Origin of the sequence: Streptomyces hilarionis (assembly GCF_024539675.1) — a bacterium.
GTDB lineage: Bacteria > Actinomycetota > Actinomycetes > Streptomycetales > Streptomycetaceae > Streptomyces > Streptomyces hilarionis.
The window spans coordinates 1-20,507 of record NZ_JAHHIT010000037.1; the positions used below are offsets into that span (position 1 = coordinate 1).

Annotated in this window: 22 protein-coding genes; 11 read left to right on the forward strand and 11 right to left on the reverse strand. The window is 73.2% G+C overall.

What is annotated here, in order from left to right; genetic code table 11:
- A partial coding sequence (locus KMS84_RS06130) for a serine/threonine kinase C-terminal domain-containing protein (RefSeq protein WP_498066924.1) occupies nt 1-575 on the forward strand: 575 nt, incomplete at its 5' end.
- Here the strand turns inward: KMS84_RS06130 and KMS84_RS06135 are convergent.
- Nucleotides 564-2,051 carry a serine hydrolase domain-containing protein gene (locus tag KMS84_RS06135; protein ID WP_256915028.1) on the reverse strand — a complete coding sequence of 496 codons (1,488 nt, stop codon included), beginning with the start codon at nt 2,049-2,051 and terminating at the stop codon, nt 564-566. The genes KMS84_RS06130 and KMS84_RS06135 overlap by 12 nt on opposite strands.
- 95 nt (nt 2,052-2,146) lie before the next feature.
- Here KMS84_RS06135 and KMS84_RS06140 point away from each other — a divergent pair, with 95 nt between their 5' ends.
- Together KMS84_RS06140 and KMS84_RS06145 are read left to right on the forward strand one after the other, a co-directional pair.
- Complete coding sequence (locus tag KMS84_RS06140; RefSeq protein WP_256915029.1) at nt 2,147-3,118, forward strand: LLM class F420-dependent oxidoreductase; 972 nt, start codon at nt 2,147-2,149, stop codon at nt 3,116-3,118.
- Nucleotides 3,119-3,259: 141 nt separating this feature from the next.
- Entirely contained in the window at nt 3,260-4,381 is a 1,122-nt protein-coding gene (locus KMS84_RS06145; protein WP_256915030.1) for a hypothetical protein, read from the forward strand.
- A 102-nt stretch (nt 4,382-4,483) separates the two neighbouring features.
- On the opposite strand, the gene KMS84_RS06150 is transcribed toward KMS84_RS06145, so the two are convergent.
- The 5 genes from KMS84_RS06150 to KMS84_RS06170 all read right to left on the reverse strand — a co-directional run bounded on the left by KMS84_RS06150 (nt 4,484) and on the right by KMS84_RS06170 (nt 9,639).
- Nucleotides 4,484-4,981: a DUF6328 family protein gene (locus KMS84_RS06150; protein WP_438818903.1), complete on the reverse strand. Its 498-nt coding sequence runs from the start codon at nt 4,979-4,981 to the stop codon at nt 4,484-4,486.
- Between the two features lie 96 nt (nt 4,982-5,077).
- Complete coding sequence (locus KMS84_RS06155; protein WP_256915031.1) at nt 5,078-6,061, reverse strand: aldo/keto reductase; 984 nt, start codon at nt 6,059-6,061, stop codon at nt 5,078-5,080.
- A gap of 69 nt (nt 6,062-6,130) precedes the next feature.
- Entirely contained in the window at nt 6,131-6,793 is a 663-nt protein-coding gene (locus KMS84_RS06160; RefSeq protein ID WP_256915032.1) for a TetR/AcrR family transcriptional regulator, read from the reverse strand.
- A complete protein-coding gene (locus KMS84_RS06165; RefSeq protein ID WP_256915033.1) occupies nt 6,790-8,298 on the reverse strand; it encodes an MFS transporter in 1,509 nt (502 codons plus the stop codon). Before KMS84_RS06165 ends, KMS84_RS06160 begins: the two co-directional genes overlap by 4 nt.
- Before the next feature lie 123 nt (nt 8,299-8,421).
- Complete coding sequence (locus tag KMS84_RS06170; protein WP_256915034.1) at nt 8,422-9,639, reverse strand: FAD-dependent monooxygenase; 1,218 nt, start codon at nt 9,637-9,639, stop codon at nt 8,422-8,424.
- Between the two features lie 348 nt (nt 9,640-9,987).
- On the opposite strand from KMS84_RS06170, the gene melC1 reads away from it, so the two are divergent.
- From melC1 to KMS84_RS06185, 3 genes are all read left to right on the forward strand, one after another.
- The gene (melC1, locus tag KMS84_RS06175) at nt 9,988-10,368 is read left to right on the forward strand and encodes an apotyrosinase chaperone MelC1 (protein WP_256915035.1); all 381 of its coding nucleotides are present in this window, start codon (nt 9,988-9,990) and stop codon (nt 10,366-10,368) included.
- Nucleotides 10,369-10,415: 47 nt separating this feature from the next.
- Complete coding sequence (melC2, locus tag KMS84_RS06180; RefSeq protein WP_256915036.1) at nt 10,416-11,273, forward strand: tyrosinase MelC2; 858 nt, start codon at nt 10,416-10,418, stop codon at nt 11,271-11,273.
- Between the two features lie 131 nt (nt 11,274-11,404).
- Nucleotides 11,405-11,857, forward strand: coding sequence for an SRPBCC family protein (locus KMS84_RS06185; protein ID WP_256915037.1), 453 nt, complete (start codon nt 11,405-11,407; stop codon nt 11,855-11,857).
- 15 nt (nt 11,858-11,872) lie between these two features.
- On the opposite strand, the gene KMS84_RS06190 is transcribed toward KMS84_RS06185, so the two are convergent.
- Together KMS84_RS06190 and KMS84_RS06195 are read right to left on the reverse strand one after the other, a co-directional pair.
- A complete protein-coding gene (locus KMS84_RS06190) occupies nt 11,873-12,583 on the reverse strand; it encodes a ribonuclease H family protein (RefSeq protein WP_256915038.1) in 711 nt (236 codons plus the stop codon).
- Nucleotides 12,584-12,702: 119 nt separating this feature from the next.
- Entirely contained in the window at nt 12,703-13,503 is an 801-nt protein-coding gene (locus tag KMS84_RS06195; RefSeq protein WP_256915039.1) for a VOC family protein, read from the reverse strand.
- Between the two features lie 196 nt (nt 13,504-13,699).
- Here KMS84_RS06195 and KMS84_RS06200 point away from each other — a divergent pair, with 196 nt between their 5' ends.
- Complete coding sequence (locus tag KMS84_RS06200; protein WP_256915040.1) at nt 13,700-14,644, forward strand: aminoglycoside phosphotransferase family protein; 945 nt, start codon at nt 13,700-13,702, stop codon at nt 14,642-14,644.
- On the opposite strand, the gene KMS84_RS06205 is transcribed toward KMS84_RS06200, so the two are convergent.
- On the reverse strand, nt 14,629-15,111 hold the full coding sequence (locus KMS84_RS06205; RefSeq protein ID WP_256915041.1) for a VOC family protein: 483 nt from the start codon (nt 15,109-15,111) through the stop codon (nt 14,629-14,631). The genes KMS84_RS06200 and KMS84_RS06205 overlap by 16 nt on opposite strands.
- A gap of 179 nt (nt 15,112-15,290) precedes the next feature.
- Here KMS84_RS06205 and KMS84_RS06210 point away from each other — a divergent pair, with 179 nt between their 5' ends.
- Entirely contained in the window at nt 15,291-15,929 is a 639-nt protein-coding gene (locus KMS84_RS06210) for an ATP-dependent Clp protease proteolytic subunit (RefSeq protein WP_256915042.1), read from the forward strand.
- Between the two features lies 1 nt (nt 15,930).
- The gene (locus KMS84_RS06215) at nt 15,931-16,533 is read left to right on the forward strand and encodes a ClpP family protease (protein ID WP_256915043.1); all 603 of its coding nucleotides are present in this window, start codon (nt 15,931-15,933) and stop codon (nt 16,531-16,533) included.
- A 21-nt stretch (nt 16,534-16,554) separates the two neighbouring features.
- Here KMS84_RS06215 and KMS84_RS06220 read toward each other — a convergent pair whose 3' ends face one another.
- Nucleotides 16,555-16,977, reverse strand: coding sequence for a helix-turn-helix domain-containing protein (locus tag KMS84_RS06220; protein WP_256915165.1), 423 nt, complete (start codon nt 16,975-16,977; stop codon nt 16,555-16,557).
- 304 nt (nt 16,978-17,281) lie between these two features.
- Between KMS84_RS06220 and KMS84_RS06225 the strand changes: the two genes are divergently transcribed.
- Entirely contained in the window at nt 17,282-18,169 is an 888-nt protein-coding gene (locus tag KMS84_RS06225; protein WP_256915044.1) for an RNA polymerase sigma factor SigF, read from the forward strand.
- Between the two features lie 372 nt (nt 18,170-18,541).
- Here the strand turns inward: KMS84_RS06225 and KMS84_RS06230 are convergent, their stop codons facing one another.
- Nucleotides 18,542-19,003 carry an ATP-binding protein gene (locus KMS84_RS06230; protein WP_256915045.1) on the reverse strand — a complete coding sequence of 154 codons (462 nt, stop codon included), beginning with the start codon at nt 19,001-19,003 and terminating at the stop codon, nt 18,542-18,544.
- 216 nt (nt 19,004-19,219) lie between these two features.
- Between KMS84_RS06230 and KMS84_RS06235 the strand changes: the two genes are divergently transcribed.
- Nucleotides 19,220-20,488, forward strand: coding sequence for a streptophobe family protein (locus KMS84_RS06235; protein WP_256915046.1), 1,269 nt, complete (start codon nt 19,220-19,222; stop codon nt 20,486-20,488).
- Nucleotides 20,489-20,507: the final 19 nt, after the last annotated feature.

Genomic DNA, 20,507 nt, shown 5'->3' on the forward strand with positions numbered 1-20,507 from the left:
CCCCCACGCCGACCCCGCCGCCGACGGCCGCCGGTACGACGGCGCCGGCCCGGCCCTCGGCGAGCGCCTCGCCGGACGCCCCGCCCTCCGCCACCACGACCGCCCTCCCCCGGGGCTTCCGGGTCTACCGGGCGCCCGAGGGCTTCTCGGTCGCGCTGCCCGCGGGATGGAAGCGGCTGGAGACCGCGCGCGGAGCCGACCACGCCTACCGCGTCACCTTCGGCGCGTCCGGCGATCCGCGCACGCTCGCGGTGACCTACAGCGAGAACGCCGGCCCCGACCCGGTCGCCGTCTGGCGGGACGACGTCGAGCCGAACCTGAGGAAGGCCGACGGATTCCGGCGGATCGGCGCGATCAGGGCGACGACGTACCTGGGCTACAAGGCCGCCGACATGGAGTGGGTCCAGAACGCGGCCGACGGCCCGGAACGGACCCTCGGCCGCGGGTTCCTGCTCGGCGGGCACCGCAGCTTCTCGCTGCGCTGGACGACGCCCGCCGAGGACTTCGGCTCCAAGGCCGACCGGCAGGCCCTCGACACGTTCCTGAGGACCTTCCGGCCCGGCTCAGCCGCCTGACCGGGGCGAACGGCGCGGCGCCCGCATCGAGGCCAGCGCCCCGCGGTGCAGCGGCGTCAGGTTCCAGTGGGCGGTGAAGGTCCGCGTGGCGAGCGAGCAGGTCACCCGCAGACGGTGCGGCGTCTCCAGGAACACCAGGTGCGCGGTGAGCGTGCCGGCATCCGTCCACCCGCCGCCGACGGCGATGGGCGCCGGCTCGTCGCTCACCCGCCAGCCGCCCGCCGCGGGAAGACCCAGCGTGAGCTCGTCCTGCTGCTCCGCGAGGCGGAGCGTCCAGCCGTCGGCCCCGTGGGCGACCGTGACGGCCGTCAGCCCCGGCTGGTCGGCGCAGACCCCGTCGGCGGGGGCGAACACGGCGCCCGCCCAGCCGTCCGCTCCCCGCGGCGGTTCCGGCTCGCCCGCCTCCGGCGCCAGCGCGAGGCGGGTCAGCCGCCCGGCCAGGGCCGTGTCGGCCTCCTCACGGCCGCTCAGCGGCCCCGGCGCGAACGCGGGCACCAGGTGTTCCCAGACGAGGGCCAGCAGCGCCTGCATGTCGGCGGTGGCCGCGGTGGTCACGATCACGGCGTCGTGCTCGGGCAGCACCAGGCAGAACTGCCCGTAGGCCCCGTCGCCCCGATATCCGTGGCGCGAACCCCAGAACTGGAAGCCGTAGCCGCGCTCCCAGTCCAGGGGATCCGCGTCCGCGGGGAGTCCGGGAGCGGTCGGCACGTGGACGCGGGTGGCCTCGGCGACCCACTCTTCCGACAGGAGCCGCTTCCCCTGCCAGGCGCCCCGGTCCAGGTAGAACTGGCCGAGCCGGGCGACCGTGTCGGTCGTGCCGTGCAGTCCGCTGAAGCCGAGCTCGCGGCCGGTGCGGTCGGTCAGCCAGGCCACCTCGCCGATGCCCAGCGGGTCCAGCAGGCGCGGTCGCAGGTACGCGGTGAGCGACTGGCCGGTCACGCGCTGCACGATCGCGGCGAGCGTGTACGTGGCGGGCTGGTTGTAGGCGAACACGCTTCCCGGCTCGCGCTCGGGCGGCAGCAGCAGGAAGCCCCGGACCAGGTCGTCGCGGTCGAGGGCGCGCGCCCGGTCGAGTGTCTCCTCCTCGTGCCCGCTCGCCATCGACGCCACGTGGCGCACCAGCATCGCCCGGCTGCGCGGGTCGGTGATCTCCGCCTCGAACTCCGGGAAATACGACACGACCGGGTCGTCGAGGCCGATCAGCCCCTCGGCGACGGCGAAGCCGAGGGCCGTGGACGTGAAGCTCTTGCTCAGCGAGTACAGCAGGTGGAGCCGGTCGCAGGCGTACGGCGCCCACCAGCCGGAGGCCACGAGCCGGCCGTGCCGAAGGATCATCAGGCTGTGCGGCTCCACGGCCTCCGTCGCCTCGAGGGCGTCGAGGAACGCGAGGACGCCGAGCGCGTCGACGCCCTCGGCGGACGGGGGGCTCAAGGGCAGGGCGGACGCGGTGGCATGGGAGGGGGGATGGGCGCTCATGCCCGCATCCTGCCCCGCCCGAGCCCGGTGATCGACGGGTTTTTCCGGTGGCGGGCGGTCCGTTTCCCCCGGCGGCGGCCGGGGACCCGGACTCCATGGTGCGAATCGGATACACGATGATGACCGAACAGGCCGGCCCTCGTGACCTGGTCGACCACGTGGTGCGGGCCGAGGAGGCGGGGTTCGACTTCTCCGTGACGTCGGACCACTACTTCCCGTGGCTGCGCTCCCAGGGGCACTCCCCGTACGCGTGGAGCGTGCTCGGAGCCGCGGCCCAGGCCACCTCACGGATCCCGCTGATGACGTACGTGACCTGTCCGACGTTCCGCTACCACCCCGCGGTGGTGGCGCAGAAGGCCGCGACGATGCAACTGCTGTCCGGCGGGCGCTTCCGGCTGGGGCTGGGCTCCGGTGAGAACCTCAACGAGCACGTGGTCGGCGGTGGTTGGCCCCCGGTGGACGTACGGCACGAGATGTTCGAGGAGGCCGTCGAGATCATCCGCGCCCTGTTCGAGGGCGGTCACGTCACGCGGCACGGCGCGCATTACGACGTGGACTCCGCGCGGCTGTGGGACCTTCCGGACGAGCCGCCGCAGATCGGGATCGCCGTCTCGGGCGAGCGGTCGTGCGCGCTCGCCGGCCGGCTGGCCGACCTGGTGATCGCCACGGAGCCGAAGCCCGAGCTGCTGGAGTCCTTCGACCGGCACGGCGGCGCGGGCAAGCCGCGCGTGGGCCAGCTGCCGGTCTGCCACGACGCCGACCGGGACGCCGCGGTGCGGCGGGCGCACGACCAGTTCCGCTGGTTCTCCGGCGGCTGGAAGGTGAACTCCGAACTGCCCCACCCGGACTCCTTCGAGGCCGCGACGCAGTTCGTGACCCCCGACGACGTCGCTTCCTCGATCCCCTGCGGCGACGACCCGGACGACTTCGTCGAGGCCGTCCGCCCGTACGCGGAGGCCGGTTTCACGGAGATCGCCCTGGTGCAGATCGGCGGCGACTCGCAGCCGGCCTACCTCGACTGGTCGGAGAAGACCCTGCTGCCCGCCCTGCGCAAGGAGTTCGGCTGAGAACCCCGGGGGCAACGGCCCGCGTGCGGGCAGGACGGCGGGCGGGTCGGGCAAAGCACCGTCAACGGTCCTTATAGGCTGCGGACCGGCACTTGCGCGGTGCCGATCCCCTGGCCAGCAGCCCGCAGAGGAGAGTCATCCGTGACCCTGGCGACCGACCTGCCCGAGACGCCCGCCGAGATGTCCGTCGGGACGCCCGTCGAGCCGACCGTGGAGACGCCCCTCGAGGCGTCCGCCGACACGCCCGGCGCACCGCTCCCGGCGCCCCTGTCGGACCTCGTGGCGCGCGACGCCCGCGAGTTCGGCGTCTACGCGCGCACCGGCGGGTGGGCCTTCGGCCTGATGGTGGCGCGCAGCGTGCGCCCCGGCGGGCAGAGCGCGGACGAGACGCCGAAGGTGTCGGCCAAGGAGTTCGCCGACCTGGCCGGCTGCTCCCCCGAACGCGTCATGCGCTACTACAAGGCGTGGGACCGGGCCGCCGACGACGGCCTGGTCCCGCACTTCGAGGAGCTGTCGCCGGGCCAGGAAGTCGAGCTGCCGGACGCCGAGGTGTGGCTCGCCTACTACGTCGCCCGCTCCAGCGCGGCCTCCGAACGCGGCGCCGCGATCACGCAGGCCGCCGAGGCCGAGGGCATCCGCCCGACGAAGGCGCTGGAGGTCGCGGAGAACCCGACCGCGCTGCGCGCGGCGATCCTCGCCGACCCCTCGACCGCCCGCGCGGCCCGCGCCGCCCTGCTGGACCGCGTCCGGGAGGACCCGGACCTACAGACCGAGCTGGCGCGGGACGTGGTGCGCACCGACGACCTCAAGAAGGCCGTGGCCACCGAGAGCCGCTCGGCCGACCGGATCGGGTACGTCCGTCAGATCGCCGAGTCGGGCATGATCAGGACTCCCGCCGGCCAGACGGTGGACGCGCCCGTCGAGCTGCGCCAGGAGGCCGAGCGGCACCTGTCGCTGCTCGACGAACTCGACGACGACGAGGACTGCGGGCAGTGGGCGAGCGACGCCTACGACACCATGAAGTCCCTGGTCGTGGAGACCGTCGAGGCCGACCCCGACCTGCGCGTCCAGGAGCGGCGCACGAAGTTCTACAGCAGTCTCCAGCGGGCGACGAAGGTCTTCGAGGAGCTCACGTTCGACGACGTCGACGCGCAGGAGTTCTACGAGGACGACATGGTGCAGCAGCTGGAGGAGCTCCAGCAGGCGATCGGGACCTGCATCGCCGCGCTGCGCGGTGCCCAGGGCTCCGCGCCCGGGGCCTGACAGCCCGGTCGGGCCGGGCTCCGGGGCGGCGGGCTCCGGAGCCGGGCCGGAGCCGGGCCGAGCATCCGGCCCCGTCGTGCCGGCCCCCCTCGTCGTTCCGGCTCAGTTCGTCGTGTAGCGGCGGCGCGTCCACAGGGGCACCACGAACCAGCACAGCCCGTACCACGAGACCACGCCCGCGACGAGCCACGGCACGAAGGCGTCGTGGGTGGCCACGCGCAGGATCAGCAGCAGCGAGGAGGTCATGGTGGCGAGCAGCAGGACCAGACCGATGACGGTCAGCCTGGACGCCACCTGCACCGTCTGCGGTTTCACCCGCCGCCCCGACACGAGCCGGTGCAGCGACACCGGCCCTATCAGGGCGCCGGTCGCGCAGGCCCCGAGGACCACGGTCACGATGTAGATGACCTTGTCCACGTCCTGAAGGTCCGCGTAGCGCGGAGTGAACACGACGGTCAGCAGGAAGCCGAAGAGGATCTGCACACCCGTCTGGGCCACGCGGATCTCCTGGAGGAGCTCCACCCACATCCGGTCGGCTCTCTCCTCCTCGGTCTCGTCGCGCCCCGTGCGCCGCTCGGAACTCGTCGCCGTGTCCGTCACCTTTACCGTCCTCCCGATTCCGAGTGGTCCCTCGACCCCCTCATCACCGCGAGTACCCCGTGAACGGCGGTTTTCGCAGGTCGCCGCCGCCCTCGTCTACCAGCGCCCCTCGACCTGCTCCCTGATGCGCCGGTCGTAGAGGTCGCGCACGGCCGCGAGGGTCTGCCCGGAGAGCTCGGGGAGCTTGGCGGCGGCCGCGTTGGCGCGGGCCTGCTCGGGCGAGCGGGCGCCCGGGATCACCGTGGTCACGCCGGGTTGCTGGACGATCCAGCGCAGGGCGAGCTGGGCCGGGGTGTATCCCTCGGGGGCCAGGGCCGCGAACTCGACGGCGGCCTCGACGCCGGTCGTGTAGTCGACGCCGGAGAACGTCTCGCCCTGGTCGAAGGCCTCGCCGTGCCGGTTGTAGGCGCGGTGGTCGTTCTCCGGGAACACCGTGTCCGCCGTGTACTTGCCCGAGAGCAGGCCGGAGGCGAGCGGGACGCGGGCGATGACGCCGACGCCGGCCGCGCGCGCCGCCGGGAGCACCTCGTTCAGGGGCTTCAGGCGGAACGGGTTGAGGATGATCTGCACGCTCGCCACCCCGGGCCGGGCGATCGCGGTCAGGGCCTCGGCGCAGGTCTCGACGCTGACGCCGTAGTGCGCGATGCGCTCCTCCTCGACGAGCGTGTCGAGGGCGTCGAACACCTCGTCGCTGGAGTAGACGGGGGTCGGCGGGCAGTGCAGCTGCACCAGGTCGATCCGGTCGACGCCGAGGTTGCGGCGGGAACGGTCGTTCCAGGCACGGAAGTTGTCGAGGACGTAGTTCTCGGGGATCTGCTCCGCGCGGCGGCCCATCTTGGTGGCGACCAGCACGTGCAGGTCCGGCCGGCCGCTGAGGAACGCGGCGATGGTCTGCTCGCTGCGGCCGTCGCCGTAGACGTCCGCGGTGTCGAAGAAGGTGACGCCCGACTCGGCGGCCGCCTCCAGAACCGTCAGTGCTTCCTTGTCGTCGACGTCTCCCCAGTCGGCGCCCAGCTGCCAGGTCCCGAGACCGACGACGGATGCGTGCTGACCAGACCTGCCGAATTCGCGCTCGTCCATGGCGTCAGTCTGTCATCCGGCGCCCCGTCGTGCGGCCGCGGCCGCCCGTACGCGGGCCGCGCACGTGGATCACTCGGCGGCCGGTGCGGACCCGGGCCGCGGGGCCCGGCCGTCGAGGTGGGCCTGCACGGTGGGCCCGTAGCGGTCGACGACGTCGTCGACCGGCATCGCTCGCAGGGCGGCGCCGCGCGCGATGCCGAACATCACGCCGAGCCCGAGCAGCGCGGCGATGGCGAGTTCGGCGCGCACGGCCGCGTCGGGGCCGGTCAGGCGGGCGGCGAGCTTGTCGCTGACCTGGGCGCGGAAGGTGGCGCGCAGGACGTCGCCGTGCTCGCCGTGCAGGGGTGCGAAGGCGATGCGCAGCACGGGGTCGGCGCCGCGCTCGAGCTGGCTGACCAGGACGTGCCGGACCATGTGCCGGCCGAGTTCGGCCGGCGGGGCGTCGAGCAGGGCGTCGGCGTCCTCCTCGAAGGACATGACGCGGGCGAAGAGCGCGTCCTTGTTGCCGAAGTACTTCAGCACCAGCGGCGGGCTCACCCCGGCGCGCTCCGCGACCGCCTTGAGGGTGAGGTCGGCGTGCGCGTGGCGGGCGAGGAGGTGGCGGGCGGCGCGCAGGATGGCGGCCTTGGTGGCCTCGGCGTCGCGCCGGGCCGGGGCCCGGCCGCCGCCGGGTCCCGCTGCCTCGGGTGGGGCGCCGCGTGCGGCGCCGGGTGCGGTGCTCACGGCACTCATGCTCCCTCCCTCGCCCCGTCGTTCACCCGCCGGGTGCGGCTCCGGGCGTGTGGCGTGTCGTGCGGACCGTGCTCGCGGTCACCTTCGCGGTCGCGGTCGCCGGGGATGGTGAGCGCGACGGCGCAGGCCGCCAGCGCCACCGCGCCCGCCACCGCGAAGGCGATCAGGTAGCCGTGCAGCGTCGGCACCGGCCGTCCGTCGACGAGGCCCGTGTGGTGCACGAGCACGGCGGCGACGGCCGCGCTGGAGACGGCCTGGCCGATCGTGCGCATCAGGACGTTCACGCCGTTGGCCGAGGCGGTCTGTCCGGGCGGCACGGCGCGCAGGATGAGCGCGGGGAGCGCGGAGTAGGCGAGGGTGGTCCCGGTCGCCACGACCGTCGCCCCCACCATGATCATCCACAGTTCGCGGCTGTCGGCGACGCGCACGGCGTACCCCGAGGCGATGACGGCGGCGCCCAGGGCGAGGGTGACGCGGGGTCCGCGCGCCTCGGAGATACGGGCCGAGACCGGTGAGAAGAGCAGCATGGTGACGCCGCCGGGCAGCAGGCACAGACCGGTCTGGACGATGGACAGCCCCAGTCCGTACCCGCTCGCCTTCGGAGCCTGCACCAGCTGGGCGGTCACCAGCGAGTTGGCGTAGAAGGCGAAGCCGGTCAGGAGCGCGGCCACGTGGGAGAGGCCTACCCGGGGCCGGGAGACCAGGCGCAGGTCGACCAACGGGCGTTCCGCGCGCAGCTGCTGCCGGCGCCACAGCGCGAGGACCACGGCCGCGCCCAGGAACAGGCCCAGGACGCGGGTGCTCGTCCAGCCCCACTGGCCGCCCTGGGACACCGCCAGGAGCAGGCAGACCAGCCCGGCCGCCAGGCCCAGCGCGCCGGTGACGTCGAACCGGCCGGGTTCGCGCACGGGGGACTCCGGCACCGCCCACCGGATCAGCGCGACGCCGGTCGCCCCCAGGGCGGCGGTCACCCAGAACATCACGTGCCAGTTCGCGTACTGCACGACCACGGCCGCCGCGGGCAGCCCCAGCGCGGCCCCGATGCCGACGGTGGAGCTCATCAGCGCCACGGCGGAGCCGCGCCGCTGCGGGGGCAGCTCGTCGCGCAGGATGCTGATGGACAGCGGGACGACGCAGGACGCGGCGCCCTGTAGGGCGCGAGCCGCGATCAGCACGCCGATGTCGGAGGTGAGGGCGCAGATCACCGAGCCGGCGGCCATCAGCGCGAACGACAGCAGGAGCACCCGCCGTTTGCCGTACATGTCGCCGGCCCGGCCGAGGACGGGGGTGAGGACCGCGCCGGACAGCAGCGAGGCGGTCACCATCCAGGAGACCGCGCCGGCGGAGGCGCCGGTCAGCCGGGGCAGGTCGGGCAGCAGGGGGACGACGACGGTCTGCATGACCGCCATGAGGATGCCGCAGTACGCCAGGACCGGGATGGTGAGCCGGGCCCGCACACCTGCGGCCTCCCCGGCCGGAGCGGATATCGGGGCGGGCGACGCCATGGACACTCCAGCGGCCGGTACGGCACGAGAACATGGGTGAATGGGAATTCACCGTAGCAGTGAATGGCCATTCACCCAAGGTCTCGGCAGGTCTCGGCGTCGCTCCGCGCGGGGCCGGGCCCGCTATTCGCGTGAGCTCAGCGCCCGCGCGTGCGCGCCGCGGGCCAGCTTCGGACCCAGCCAGCGCTTGAGGCGGCGCAGGGCCTCCAGCCTTCCCGCCGCCCGGTCGAGCCGGTAGTACAGCTGGGGCGGCACATAGGGCAGCAGGGGCGAGTGGCGCTGGCCGAGCAGGGCGAACATCTGCTCCGGGGGCAGGTGGATGTACCGGTTGAGGTTCTCGTACCACTGCGCGCTGTAGCGCGCGGCGCTCTGTAGGGAGAGCAGCGCGGAGCGGCGCTCCCGTTCGTAGCGGGCGAGCGCCTGCGGCAGGTCGGGGGCGTCGCGCAGGGCTTCGGCCAGGGCGATGGCGTCCTCCAGGGCGAGGGTGGTGCCGGCGCCGATCGAGTAGTGCGTGGTGTGGGCGGCGTCGCCGAGGAGGACGAGGCGGTCCCGGTGCCAGGTGCGGTTGGTGAGGGTGCGGAAGGTCAGCCACGGGGAGCCGCCGTCGGAGGCGGCGCGGCCGATGAGGGGGTGGCCGTCGAGGATGTGCGCGAAGAGCTTCTCCAGCGCGGCGAGGCTGTCGGCCTCGCTCGCCCGGTCGAGGCCGAGGCCGGCCAGGGTCTCGGGGGCGCATTCGATGACGCAGGTGCTCTGTTCGGCGCTGAAGGGGTAGCCGTAGCACCAGATCCAGCCGTGCTCGGTCTCGACGAACGCGAAGGTGAAGGAGTCGAAGACCTTGGTCGTGCCGAGCCAGACGTAGCGGTTGCGGCCCGGCGTGAGGGTGGCGCCGAAGTCCTGCGCGTGACGGGAGCGCAGAGCGCTGTGTACGCCGTCGCCGGCCACGACCAGATCGGCGTCCGGCAGGTCGTCGGGGGTGATCTCGCTCTCGAACTCCAGGCGCACGCCGAGGGCGCGGGCGCGGGCGGCGAGAAGTTCCAGCAGCCGGTGCCGGCCGATGCCGTGCCCCTCGTCCCCGGGCTGACGGGTGGCCAGGTCCCGCACGTGGGCGACGCCCTCGTTCCAGCGGACGGAGTTCTCCTCGATCGCCTCCGCCGACTCCGGGTCGCAGGCGCGGAGTCTGTCGAGCAGACCCTGCCAGTAGGTGACGCCCCAGCCGTAGGTCGAGCCCTCCGGGTCGCGCTCGTGGACGGTGACGTCGTGGGACGGGTCCTGCCGCTTGAGCAGGATCGAGAGATACAGGCCGGCGGGCCCGCCGCCGACACAGGCGACCTTCACGCGCACCCCCAGGGGTTACCGGTCGTGGTGGATTGACGACGCAGGGTAGCAGGGCCGGGCTCGGCCGCCGGGCGCCTCTCGCGTCCGTTCACGCCACTTTTCGCACGTGAGCCACACCACCGGCGGAGCGCGGCCGCGCGAAAGTCCACCGAAAGCGGGGCCCCGTCGCAAAGGAATTGCCCGTTCCGCCGCGATCGGGGCTGTCGCGGGACAAGATCATCTTCGTTCAACGCTGCACTTCTTGTCATTGATTGTCCGGATCGCGGCCAACCGGTCGGAGGCGATTTCTCCCCCTCTCCCCGCCGCGGATAGGCATGCGGAGTCGTCAACCGAACGCACTCCAGGAGGTCCCGCATGCCGGAACTCAGCCGTCGTCGCGCACTCACCGCGGCGGCCGTCGTCGCCGGTGCCCCGTTCGCCGCCGCCACCGCCGCCCGGGCCGCCGAGCCGCACCACGACCCCCACGGCGGCTCCCACGGCTCCCCCGAGTCCTTCGACGAGGTCTACCGGGGCCGTCGCATACAGGGCCGGCCCGCCGCCGGAGGCGGCCACCACCACGGCGGCGGCTACGCCGTGTACGTCGACGGGGTGGAACTGCACGTGATGCGCAACGCCGACGGCTCCTGGATCAGCGTGGTCAGCCACGACGACCCGGTCTCCACGCCGAGGGCCGCCGCCCGCGCCGCGGTCGACGAGTTGCAGGGCGCCCGGCTCGAGCCCTTCCCCGCCGGCTGACCGACCGCCGTCCGCCCTCCTCTCCCGCACCCTTGGAGCTCCGCACCATGACCGTCCGCAAGAACCAGGCGTCCCTGACCTCCGACGAGAAGCGGCGGTTCGTCGCCGCCGTCCTCGAACTCAAGCGCAACGGCCGCTACGACGCCTTCGTCACCACCCACAACGCGTTCATCCTGGGCGACACCGACAACGGCGAGCGCACCGGCCACCGTTCGCCGTCGTTCCTGCCCTGGCACCGCAGATTCCTGCTGGAGTTCGAGCGGGCGCTCCAGTCCGTGGACGCGTCGGTGGCGCTGCCCTACTGGGACTGGTCCGCCGACCGTTCGCCGCGCTCGTCCCTGTGGGCGCCCGACTTCCTCGGCGGCAGCGGGCGCAGCAGGGACGGCCAGGTGATGGACGGCCCGTTCGCCGCCTCGGCGGGCCGCTGGCCGATCAACGTGCGGGTGGACGGGCGGACCTATCTGCGGCGGGCGTTGGGGACGGGAGTGCGCGAACTGCCGACCCGCGCCGAGGTCGACTCGGTGCTGGCGATGGCGACCTACGACATGGCCCCCTGGAACAGCGCCTCCGACGGCTTCCGCAACCATCTGGAGGGCTGGCGCGGGGTCAATCTGCACAACCGGGTCCATGTGTGGGTCGGCGGCCAGATGGCCACCGGGGTCTCCCCCAACGACCCGGTGTTCTGGCTGCACCACGCCTTCATCGACAGGCTGTGGGCCCAGTGGCAGCGCCGCCACCCGGGGTCCGCCTACGTCCCGGGCGGCGGAACGCCGGACGTCGTCGACCTGCACGAGACGATGAAGCCCTGGAACGACACCACTCCGGCGGATCTCCTCGACCACACCGCGTTCTACACCTTCGACGCCCTCGACGCCGACCGTCCCGCGCGCGCCGTCGCCGGCTGACCACCCTCGCCGGCCGGCTCCGCCGCCGTTGCGCGACCGATCCGCGTCGGCCGGTTTGGGGTGCGGCTCACGGGTACCCGCACCGACGTCACCGACCACAACGAACCACGACAACGCAGGAGGAGACGACCGTGTCGCAGGTCGAGGAATCCATCGAGGTCGGCGTGCCCGTGCACACCGCCTACAACCAGTGGACGCAGTTCGAGACGTTCCCGAAGTTCATGAGCGGGGTGGAGCGGATCGAGCAGCGCTCCGACACGCTCACGCACTGGGTGACCAGTGTCAACGGCGTACACCGGGAGTTCGACGCGGAGATCACGGAGCAGATCCCCGACGAACGGGTCGCCTGGACGACCGTCGCGGGCGAGGCCCGGCAGGCCGGGGTGGTGACCTTCCACCGGCTCGACGACGCCCACACCAAGGTGATGCTCCAGCTGGAGTTCCAGCCGGAGGGCGTCGCCGAGACCGTCGGCGACAAGCTGGGCTTCGTGAAGCGTCAGACCAAGGGCGACCTGGAGCGCTTCAAGGAGTTCATCGAGGACCGCGGACTGGAGACCGGCGGCTGGCGCGGCGCGGTGCTGTGACGGCCGCGCGCCCGCTCAACCGGCCTCCGCCGTACGGCACTCCGGGTGTCCCCAGCCCTGCGCGTTCTTGGCGATGTCCTCGCCCGCCGCGTAGGGGCGGCCGCACTGACAGCGGCCGGGGAACTTGGCCTTGATCGTGCGCGAGGACGAACCGCCGCTCCGCCGGGACGACTTGCTCCCGGCGGAGCGGCCGTTCTTGTGTCCGGACGACTTCGGGGTGTCCGGCGAGGCGGGCGGCTCGGGGGAGCCCAGGTCGCTGCCGGCCGGCTGCTGGACGATCGCGGCCTGACTGGCGGCGCGGTCGGCGAAGTCGTTGAGCGGGTCGCCGTCGACCTGGTGGGCCGGCACGTAGCGGAAGTCGACCGAGCGGCCGTCGAGCAGGCCGTCGATGCGCACGACCAGTTCCTGGTTGGCCACCGGCTTCCCGCCGGAGGTCTTCCACCCGTTGCGCTTCCAGCCGGGCAGCCAGGTGGTGACGGCCTTCATGGCGTACTGCGAGTCCATCCGGACCTCGAGCGGCACCGCCGGGTCGGTGGCCGCCAGGAGGCGTTCCAGCGCGGTGAGTTCGGCGACGTTGTTGGTGGCCCTGCCGAGCGGCCCCGCCTCCCAGCGGGCCGGCGCCTGCGCGTCGTCCGCGACCACCCACGCCCAGGCCGCCGGGCCCGGGTTCCCCTTCGAGGCCCCGTCGCACGCGGCCACCACTCGTTCACGCATGCGCACGATCATGCCATGGGTCGCGGGAACGCCCCGCCGCCCGGCGGGGCCCCGGATCCCGCCGGGGCGCGGGGGCGGCCGTCGGAAGGCCACGGCCCCCGCGCGACCCGGCGCGGTCGAGGGGAGGGGCTTCAGGACACGTCGTCGGTCTGCGGCATCTCGCCCGCCGTGGTGGTCACGTCGATCACCGAGAAACTCGCGCCCTGGGGGTCGCTGAGCGCGGCGAAGCGGCCGAACGGCGTGTCCATGGGGCCGAACCGCAGCACGCCGCCGTGCCGGGTGGCCCTGGCCACGGCCTCGTCGCAGTCGTCGACGGTGAAGTAGACGTTGACGTACGACGGCACCTCGGGCGGGAACTCCTCCCCCATGCGCATGCGGCCGAGCACGGTCTCGTCGCCGACGTCGAACATCCGGAAGTCGACCGCGTCGTCCCTCATCTGCTTGGCCCTGTAGGGGAAGACGGCCGGGAGGAACGCGTCCGTCTTCTCGGGTTCACGGGTGAAGACCTCGGCCCAGCAGAACGCGCCGGGCTGCTCGGGCGGCGCCTCGAAGCCCTCGTGGACGCCCGCCTGCCACACCCCGAACACCGCGCCGCCGGGTTCACGGGCGAGGCACATCGTGCCGAACTCGCCGACCCGCATCGGCTCCATCAGCACCTCGCCGCCGTGCTCACGGATCCTGCCGGCCGTCGCGGCGGCGTCCGGGGAGGCGAAGTACAGGCACCACTGGGACTGCCCTTCCTGGCCCGGCATCGGCGGGACGACGGCGGCCACCGCCTTGCCGCCGACGTAGGCCTGGGTGTAGTTCCCGTACTCCGACGTCGCCTCGCCGAAAGTCCAGCCGAGGACGTCGCCGTAGAAGCTCTTGGCGCCCTCCAGATCGCTGAACATCGCGTCGGCCCAGCACGGGGCCCCCTCTGGTCGTACGGCCATCACGACGGCCCTCCTGATGAGACGGGATGAGACGGATTCGTCCGGTTCCTCACGCTAGCCATCAGGCCCCCGGCCCGCGCGCCGAGCGCACGGACCGGCGCAGGCGGCGCGGGCGGGCGGGGCCCGCCCGGCGCCCCGGCCGACGCGGGTCGCGGGGCGGGAAATCGTTGGACGGCGACGCGACCTGCCGCGTCCAATGGGGTGCATGTGTGCTGCGGTGAAGATGCGTCCGGGCGAAGTCGACCTCGACGACGCGCTGGTGAGCCGGCTGGTGGCGTCCCAGCTCCCCCGATGGGCGGGGCTGCCCGTGCGGCGGCTGCCCTCCTCCGGGACGGAGAACGCGATGTTCCGGCTGGGCGACGACAAGGTGGTGCGACTGCCCCGCCATCCCGAGGCCGTCGAGAGCGTGGGACACGAGCAGCGCTGGCTGCCCCGGCTGGGGCCGGCGCTGCCGGTGGCGACGCCGGAGCCGCTCGCCCGGGGCGGACCGGACGACGGGTTCGCCTGGCCCTGGTCGGTCTACCGCTGGCTGGACGGCCGCAACCCGGTCGCGGGCGCCGTGGAACGACCGCTGTCGCTGGCGGCGGAGCTGGCGGCGTTCGTCACCGCCCTGCGCACGATCGACCCGCGGGGCTGCCCCCCGAACGGCCGGGGCGTCCCGCTGGCCGAGCGCGACGGCCCCACCCGCGACGCCCTCGCCCGGCTCACCGGACGGATCGACGTCGACGCCGTCACCGCCCTGTGGGAGGAGGCGCTGCGGGCGCCCGGTCACGCGGCGCCGCCGATGTGGGCCCACGGGGACCTCTCCCCCGGGAACGTGCTGGTCCGGGACGGGCGGCTCACTGCGGTGATCGACTTCGGCGGCGTCGGCGTCGGCGACCCGGCCGTCGACCTGATCATCGCGTGGAACCTGCTGCCCGCGTCGGCGCGCGGAGCCTTCCGCGAGGCCGTGGGCGCGGACGACGCCGAGTGGGCGCGCGGCCGGGGCTGGGCGCTGTCGATCTCGCTGATCCAGCTGCCGTATTACTGGGACACCAACCCGCCGCTGGCGGAGAACTCCCGGCACGTGATCCGCGAGATCCTCGCCGAGGCCGGAGCGGCCGCGGCGCCCCCGGCGTCCGGCGCCTACTCCCCCTCGTAGGCCCTGCGCAGGGCGGCGATGTCGAGCTTGCCCATGGCGTACATGGCGCGGGTGGTGCGGGCCGCCTTCTCGGGGTCGGGGTCGCCGATCATCTCGATCACCCCGTCCGGTACGACCTGCCAGGACAGGCCGTACCGGTCCTTCAGCCAGCCGCACGGGCCGGGCTCGCCGCCGTTCTCGGTGAGCTTGGCCCAGTAGTGGTCGACCTCCTCCTGGTCCGCGCAGTGGATCTGGAAGGAGATCGCCTCGCTGAAGGTGAACTGCGGGCCGCCGTTGATCCCGACGAACTTCTGGCCGTTGGCCGTGAACTCGACGGCCAGCACGGAGCCCGCCGGACCGGGGCCGGCCTCGTTGTACCGGCCGATGCTGCCGATCGAGGAGTTCTTGAAGATCGAGACGTAGTAGTGGGCGGCCTCCTCGGCCTGGCCGTCGAACCAGAGACACGTGGTGAATCCGTCGGTGGTCATGGCATACCTCCTGGGCGTGGGACGCGGTCTCGGGTAGGGACTCCCGCCTGCTTTGGAACTCATCGGCCGCGGGCCGCTCTGCCCGCAGCGAATCTGCCGCGGGCAGAGAATCGGCGTCCGGCCGCGGTTACCGGTCGACAGTGGGGTCGACGGCATCCACGCCACGACGAGGAGAACCGATGACTCCACTCACCACGTTCGCCCCCCGGGCCGAGGAGGGCGACACGGCGCCCACCCGGTTCGACGACCAGCTGGCCGCCCAGCTGCTCGGACGGCGCATCGTCCTGCTCGGCACCCAGGTCGACGAGGTCTCCGCGAACCGCGTCTGCTCCCAGCTGCTGATCCTGTCGGCCGAGGACCCGCGCACCGACATCAGCCTGTACATCAACAGCCCGGGCGGATCGGTGCACGCGGGGCTGGCGATCTACGACACGATGCAGCTGATCCCCAACGACGTCTCGACGCTCGCCATGGGGTTCGCGGCCAGCATGGGCCAGTTCCTGCTCAGCGTCGGCGCGCCCGGCAAGCGGTACGCGCTGCCGCACGCACGCGTCATGATGCACCAGCCGTCGGCCGGGATCGGCGGCACCACCGCGGACATCGAGATCCAGGCCGAGAACCTGGAGTTCACCAAGCGGACCATCGAGCGCATCACCGCCGAGCACACCGGCCAGTCCCCCGAGACCATCTCCCGGGACGGGGACCGCGACCGCTGGTTCACGGCCGAGCAGGCCAGGGAGTACGGCATGGTGGACCGGGTCGTGGAGTCCCTCGCGGACGTCCAGCCCGCCGCCTCCAAGCGACGGATGGGGCTGTGACATGGGGACCTACACGATTCCGAACGTCGTCGAGCGCACCCCGCAGGGCGAGCGGTCCTACGACGTGTTCAGCCGGCTGCTCTCCGAGCGGATCATCTTCATCGGCACGGAGATCGACGACGGCGTGGCCAACGTCGTCATCGCGCAACTCCTCCATCTGGAGTCGTCGGCGCCGGAGAACGAGATCGCGATCTACCTCAACTCCCCCGGCGGCTCGTTCACCTCGCTCATGGCGATCTACGACACCATGACGTTCGTCCAGGCACCGATCTCGACGTTCTGCGTCGGACAGGCCGCCTCGACCGCGGCCGTGCTGCTGGCCGGCGGGGATCCCGGCCGTCGGTTCGTGCTGGAGCACGCGCGCGTGCTGCTCGGGCAGCCGGCGAGCGGCGGCCGGCAGGGCACCGTGTCGGATCTGGCGCTCCAGGCCAAGGAGATGGTCCGCATCCGCGCGCAGGTGGAGGAGGTGCTGGCCCGGCACACCCGGCACGACATCACGATGCTGCGCGCCGACATGGACCGCGACAAGGTGTTCACCGCCGAGGAGGCGGTGGCCTACGGGCTGGCCGACGAGGTGCTGAGCCGGCGTCTCTCCACGGTGTGAGACGCCGGCCCCGCGGGTGCGTCACGCGGCCAGGCAGAGCCCGTCGTGCGACGCGGAGGGCGTGGCGCGGCGTCGCACGGGATGCCGGCCGGCGAGCCTGGTCAGCTCGCCCTGGGCCCGGGTCAGCAGGTCGCCCAGGCTGAGGCCGAGGGCCTGGGCGGCGGCCGCGAGGACCTCCGAGGAGGCCTCCTTGCGGCCGCGCTCGACCTCCGACAGGTAGGGCATGGAGATGCGGGCGGCGTCGGCGACGTCCTTGAGGGTGCGTTCCTGCGCCTGACGTTCGCGGCGCAGGACGTCCCCGACCAGGTCCCGCCACAGGGGCTCGCGGACGGCGGGCCGGGAGGCGCCGGGGACGGGGGCGGGCACGGAGGCCGGGACGCGTGGCCGCGGGGAGGGCGGGCGCAACGGGATCACCCGGGCTCGGTCCGGCGCTTGGCTGCTCACCTCTTGATTGCTCACCGTCCAAGCCTAGGAGCGCCGGTCGGTCCCGCAAGGGCCGGGTGTTGCGCCCTCGGTGGAATCGGCGGGGCCGGGGCCGTCCTCGCGGGACCCGGGGCGTCCCCCGCGCGGCGCGAACGGTTCCAGGGGGGGGTGCGGGACGGCTCGGCGGGGCTACGATTTTGTTCGGCATTCGCATGCATGGGTCCGCGAAGACCGGGTACCCGCCCCGTTGACGGGCGTGCACACATGTGTGCGCTCACGGACCGAGAACAACAGACGCCGAACCGTGACTGTCGAGGGAGAGACCATGCAGACCGCCGTGAACCGGTCGGGGGCAGAGGTCGTCGAGAGCGGCGCCGCAGCGAGCACGGTCGGCGCACCCCTGCCGGGCATCGAGCAGCCCCGCAGCATCGCTCCTCGCGACGCCCGCGCGTTGTCCCGGCAGTTCTTCGCGCGCCTCGCGGTGCTCGAGGAGGGCACCCACGAGTACCAGTACGCGCGCAACACGCTCATCGAGATGAACATGTCACTGGTGCGGTTCGCGGCCGGTCGGTTCCGGGGCCGCGGGGACGACATGGAGGACGTCGTCCAGACCGGGATGATCGGCCTGATCAAGGCCATCGACCGGTTCGAGGTGGCGCGCGAGGTGGAGTTCACGTCGTTCGCGCTCCCCTACATCGTCGGTGAGATCAAGCGCTTCTTCCGGGACACCACCTGGGCGGTCCACGTGCCGCGCCGGTTGCAGGAGCTGCGCGTCGAGCTGGCCAAGGCGCGCGACGAGCTCGCCAGCCGTCTCGACCGGGAGCCGACGGTGGCCGAGCTGGCCACGCTGATGAACATCGCCGAGAGCCAGGTGGTCGAGGCGCAGATCGCGGCCAACGGCTACAACTCCTCCTCCCTCGACGCCGCGCTCACCGGCGACGGCCCGGAGAACGGCGAGGCGGTCCTCGCCGACTTCATCGGCGTGGAGGAAGAGGGCCTGCGCCTCGTCGAGGACTACCACTCGCTCGCCCCGCTCATGGCCGAGCTCAGCGAGCGCGACCGCCGGATCATCCATATGCGGTTCGTCGAGGAGGCCACGCAGGCGGAGATCGGCGAGCGGCTCGGCTGCTCCCAGATGCACGTCTCCCGCCTGATCAAGCGGATCATCGCCCGGCTGCGCCAGGGCATGCTGGGCGAGCTGGGCTGCGCCTGACGGCGACGGCCGCGGCAGCCGGAGACGACCCGACCGGGCCACGACCACGCCCCGGTTCCCGAGGCCCCGATACGCACGCCACGGGCCCGCCGACGGTCGAGGGCACGGCTCGACGGACGGACGACGGCGCGGCCGGAGCCGCGCGCGGGTGGACGGTGTGGGGGCGGACGGTGTGGGGCGCAGCGCCCCACACGGCTAGGGCGTGTTTCGAAAGTAGCGTCGTCCGCCCGGAGGGCGGGCCCGGCGGCGTCTGGTGCGTGCGATCGCAAGGCGGAGGGTCACCCCGATACTGGTTGTATCGGGGTGATCCCGACAACGCGGCGAGCGTGCGTGCCAGACGTCGCCGGGCAGACGGGACTTTCGAAACACGCCTTAGGCCCCGAGCTTGAGCACGGCGCGGACGCGCTTGCCGACCGGGACGCGCTCGGCGGTGACCTCCGCGGCCACCGCGTGCACGATCTCCAGTCCGTGCCGGCCGACCCGCTGGGGGTCCTTGGGGAAGCGCATGGGCAGGGCGTCGCTGCTGTCGTAGACGCACACCGTCACCGAGGAGTCGGTGCCCTCCAGCTCCAGGATGTAGGGCCCGTTGCTGTGCCGGTCGGCGTTGGTCACCAGTTCGCTGACCACGAGCATCACCTCGCCGATGACCCGGTCGCCGGCCGTCGCGCACCACTCCGTCCGCAGCTGCTCCACGAAGTGGGAGGCGAAAGCGCGGGCCTCGGCTATGCAGCCGGGCTCGCCGGTGTAGTGCGCAGCCCGCCTGAGCGGTTCCACGGGTACATCGAAACCAATCGGTATCACTGCCCCGTCCAGGTGCTCGATGTGCTCGATCATGCGTTTCCCTCTAGGAGGCCGGCCTGGCCGGTCGCTGCTGTGCACCAATGCTCGTACCCCGAGTCGCTCCGTGCAGTCTCCCTCATTTATCACCTCCCGCACGCGACGAATATGGAGTGCCTCACACCGTCTCCCCCACCGCGGCCTGGTCATCCGGCCCACCGCGAACGGCCCTCCCGGCAGGCGCGCCCCGTCGGCGCTGCCTAGCGTGGCGGGGTGAGCGCCCGCAGCCCCCGTGACCAGGCGGTCTCCCGCCCCGGGTGGGGCCGGGCGGTCGTCGTGGCCCTGTCCGCCCTGCTCGCCATGGCCGTGGTCGCCGCGCTGGGCCTGTGGGCGGCCGGAGCCTCGGACCTGCCGAGCGGCGCCTTCCTCCCGGTGCTCGCGGCGACCGTCGTCACCGCCGCGGGCGGCGCCGTCCGGATCTCCGGCGACGCGGGCGGGCTCGCCGGCGCCCGGGCCGGCCTGACGGTGATGCCGCTGTCGGTCACGCTCGTCGGGGCCCTGGTGATCGGCGCGGGATTCCTGCGGCCCCTGCGGCGCCGGGCGGTCGTGAGCACCGCGGAGCTGACCGGCTGGTCGGCGCGGATCGCTCTCGTCTGGCTGGCCGGCCTGCTCGGCGCCGCGCTCACGGCGCACCGGACGTTCGCCGTCCCCCTCGGCGACGACACGCTGAACGACCTGGGCGAACTGTTCGGCGTCCGCCCGCGGGCGGGCTTCACCGCCGACGTGCCGTGGACACTCGTGGCCGGCTCGGCGTGGCTGGCCGGCGTGCTCGTGACCGCGTTGCTGGTCTCCCGATCGGCTCCGTTGCCCCTCCGGCTGCTGCGGCTGCGGGAGTCCGTCCGGCCGGCCGCGCACGCGATGCTCGTGCTGCTGCTGGTCTGCGTCGCCGTCGGGGCGGTCGTGGCGCTCGTCGTCGCGGCGACCCGCGGGCGTCCGGCCGAGACGCTCGCGCTGGTGCTGCTCGGGTTGCCCAACGTGGTGTGGCCGGTGTTCACCGTCGGCCTGGGGGCCACCTGGAACGGCCGGGTGGAGGGCCCGTTCGCGCTGCCGATGCCGCACGTCCTGGACGAGGTGCTGCGCGGTCCGGACACCGTGCGGCTGAATCTCGGCGCCCTCGCCGAGCACGACGGCCGGGTGTGGTGGCTCGTCGTCGTCGACGCGGTCCTGGTCCTGGCGGCCGCGTTCCTGATGGCCGCGCACGCGCCGCCCCGGACGCCCGTTCGGTGGCACGCGCTGCGCACGGCGGTCGCGCTGCTGGTCACGGTGCTGGTGATCTGCCTGGTCGGCCGGATCTCCGCCCACTACGGCCTGTCCGTCCTCGGCTTCGGCGATCTGGGCGGCGGGCTGTCCGGACGGTTGATCCTGCGTCCCGAGGTGTGGTCGGCGGCGGCCGCGGCCGCCTTGTGGGGATCGGCGGCGGGCCTGGCCGCCGGGTGGGCCGTCGGGGTGCTGCGCCGCGGACGGGAAGCGGAACGCCGGTGACCGCGGGCGCGCTGTCGTG